Origin of the sequence: uncultured Planktosalinus sp. (assembly GCF_963973675.1) — a bacterium.
Classification (GTDB): Bacteria; Bacteroidota; Bacteroidia; order Flavobacteriales; family Flavobacteriaceae; genus Planktosalinus.
This window is the reverse complement of the sequence record NZ_CAXBAN010000289.1, coordinates 1-3,411: the sequence shown is the minus strand read 5'-3', so window position 1 is coordinate 3,411 and position 3,411 is coordinate 1. Positions and strand designations below refer to the sequence as shown.

The following is a 3,411-nucleotide window of genomic DNA, read 5'->3' as shown; positions in this document are numbered from 1 at the left end:
TGGCAGACGCAGAACTTTTGGAATCATTTCACATCCTGATGCCGGAAAAACAACCTTAACTGAAAAATTACTTTTATTTGGTGGTGCCATCCAAGAAGCCGGTGCCGTAAAGTCTAACAAGGTTAAAAAGGGCGCTACCAGTGACTTTATGGAAATTGAACGACAACGTGGGATTTCAGTTGCTACTTCAGTTTTGGCTTTTGAATACCAAAACATAAAAATTAATATACTCGACACACCCGGTCACAAAGATTTTGCTGAAGACACTTTTAGGACACTCACTGCTGTTGACAGTGTGATTGTAGTAATTGACGTAGCAAAAGGTGTAGAAGAACAAACTGAAAAGCTTGTAGAAGTTTGTAGAATGCGTAAAATCCCTATGATTGTCTTTATCAATAAACTGGACAGAGAAGGTAAAGATGCCTTTGAGTTATTGGATGAAATAGAACAAAAATTGGGGCTCACTGTAACTCCACTTAGTTTTCCAATTGGGATGGGTTATGACTTTAAAGGTATTTATAATATTTGGGAAAAAAATGTAAATCTGTTTACAGGTGACCCAAAAAAGGACATTGAAGATACCATTGAAATTTCCAATTTAAAATCCAATGAATTGGATCAATTAATTGGAGGAAAATCAGCAACTATTTTACGAGATGAACTTGAACTCTTACAAGGGGTTTACCCAGATTTTGACAGAGAATCTTATCTTAAAGGAAATTTACAACCTGTATTTTTTGGCTCGGCCTTAAACAATTTTGGAGTTCGTGAACTCTTAGATTGTTTTATAGCTATAGCTCCCACCCCAAGACCAAAAGAAAGCGACACCCGCTTAGTCAATCCTGATGAAAAAGAATTTAGTGGTTTTGTATTTAAAATTCATGCTAATATGGATCCAAAACACAGAGACAGGTTGGCTTTTGTTAAAATAGTTTCAGGGGTATTTGAACGAAACAAATCCTATTTACACGTTCGCAACAACAAAAAAATGAAATTTTCCAGTCCTAATGCCTTTTTCGCTGAAAAAAAAGAAATTGTGGACACCTCTTATCCCGGGGATATTGTGGGGTTGCATGACACCGGTAACTTTAAAATCGGTGATACTCTCACTGAAGGTGAACAAATGAATTACAGAGGAATTCCAAGTTTTTCACCAGAATATTTCAGGTATATAAACAATGCAGATCCCATGAAATCAAAGCAACTTGAAAAAGGTATTGACCAATTGATGGATGAAGGTGTTGCTCAACTGTTTACTTTAGAAATGAATGGACGAAAAGTTATAGGTACTGTTGGAGCACTTCAATTTGAAGTGATTCAATACAGGCTTGAACATGAATATGGAGCAAAATGTAGTTATGAAAACCTCAATGTCTATAAAGCTTGCTGGGTAGAACCTGAAGATATTAAAAGTGAAGAATTTAAAGAATTCTTAAGAGTAAAAAACAAGTTTCTTGCAAAAGATAAAAAAAATCAACTTGTATTTTTTGCCGATTCACAATTTACACTTCAAATGACTCAACAAAAATTCCCAAAAGTAAAACTTCATTTCGTAAGTGAGTTTAATTAAGTTATAAAATTAAAAAAGCCCTCAAAATTGAGGGCTTTTTAATTAAATTTAAGCTTCACCGGTAGGTCCAAAATTCAAAGGAATTTGTGGTTGTTCAAAGTCTTTGATTTCACCATGGGTTTTTTCAAAACGTTTGATATTATCATTCAAAGCTTTTAAAAACCTTTTTGCATGTTGTGGGGTCAATATAATTCTTGACTTTACCTTGCTCTTTGGAGCACCCGGCATTATATTTACAAAATCTACCACAAACTCTGACTGTGAATGGTTTATAATCGCCAGATTACTATAAATTCCCTGAGCTATATTTTCGTCAAGCTCAATATTAATCTGACCTTGTTTTTTTTTATCTTGATTATCTGCCATGTTTTAAAATGTATTAATGAGAAAAAAATATTCCCGCTTCTGCGGGAATATTTTAGTTATAATTTACTTCTTGTTTTTCTTCAGTCATCTCTCTAAGTTCTTCTTTTGAACCTACTAAGATATGATCGTAATTTCTTAGACCGGTACCTGCAGGTATTTTGTGACCTACAATTACATTTTCTTTAAGTCCTTCAAGCTCATCAATTTTTCCACTAACAGCTGCTTCATTTAACACTTTCGTAGTTTCCTGGAAGGATGCTGCAGAGATAAATGATTTTGTTTGAAGCGAAGCTCTTGTAATACCTTGGAGTATGGGTGTTGCGGTAGCGGCTACTGCATCACGAGCTACAACAAGGTTCTTATCTGAACGTTTCAGGTTTGAGTTTTCATCTCTTAAATCTCTCGCTGAAATGATTTGACCGGCTTTCATGGATTCACTTTCGCCCGGATCATCAACAACTTTCATTCCGAAGATTTTATCGTTTTCAATGATGAAATCGTTTTTATGGGCCAATTGATCTTCCAAGAAAATAGTATCTCCCGGATCATCAATTTTCACCTTTCTCATCATTTGTCTCACAACTACTTCAAAGTGTTTATCATTGATTTTCACACCTTGCAAGCGGTACACCTCCTGCACCTCATTTACTAAATATTGCTGAACAGCTGAAGGCCCTTTGATGCGTAAGATATCCTCGGGTGTTACTGAACCGTCAGAAAGAGGCATACCAGCTTTCACATAATCGTTTTCCTGAACGAGAATCTGGTTGGTTAATTTAACAAGATACTTTTTCACCTCACCAAGTTTAGACTCGATGATGATTTCTCTATTACCTCTTTTGATTTTTCCAAACGAAACTACTCCGTCAATCTCACTAACAACTGCAGGGTTTGAAGGGTTTCTGGCTTCAAATAATTCTGTTAGTCTAGGAAGACCACCTGTAATATCACCTGCTTTTGCAGAACGTCGTGGAATTTTCACCAAAACTTTACCCGTTTTAATCTTTTCACCGTCATCAACCATAATGTGAGCTCCAACAGGAAGGTTATAGGAACGAATCGTATTTCCTTTATTATCCTGAATCAATAGAGTTGGTATCAACTTTTTATTTCTTGATTCAGAAATAACTTTTTCCTGGAATCCTGTTTGCTCATCAATTTCTACTTGATAAGAAATTCCCTGTTCAATGTCTTCATAGGCAATTTTTCCAGTAAATTCTGAAATTATTACTCCGTTGTAGGGATCCCATTTACAAATCACATCACCTTTTGATACTTTTTCACCACTCTTAATAGATATGTGTGAACCATAAGGGATGTTGTTTGTACTTAGGGTTATTCCTGTTTTTTCATCAACGAGTTTTAACTCAGATGTTCTTGATATTACAATGTCTACTGCATCTCCTTCAGAATTTTCACCTTTTACGGTTATGAGCTCATCAATTTCAGCAATACCATTGAATTTGGCTATCAAT

At 35.4% G+C, this 3,411-nt stretch carries 2 protein-coding genes and 1 pseudogene; 1 reads left to right on the top strand and 2 read right to left on the bottom strand.

What is annotated here, in order from left to right; genetic code table 11:
* Positions 1 to 1,570 (top strand): peptide chain release factor 3 (locus AACY61_RS10675; RefSeq protein WP_339611566.1); only part of this gene is annotated, 1,570 nt, incomplete at its 5' end.
* Positions 1,571 to 1,618: 48 nt separating this feature from the next.
* Here AACY61_RS10675 and AACY61_RS10670 read toward each other — a convergent pair.
* Positions 1,619 to 1,936 (bottom strand): DUF3467 domain-containing protein, encoded by a 318-nt coding sequence (locus AACY61_RS10670; RefSeq protein ID WP_339611565.1) that lies wholly within the window; start codon positions 1,934 to 1,936, stop codon positions 1,619 to 1,621.
* 52 nt (positions 1,937 to 1,988) lie between these two features.
* Positions 1,989 to 3,411: pseudogene (locus AACY61_RS10665) on the bottom strand (DNA-directed RNA polymerase subunit beta'); the annotation flags it as partial.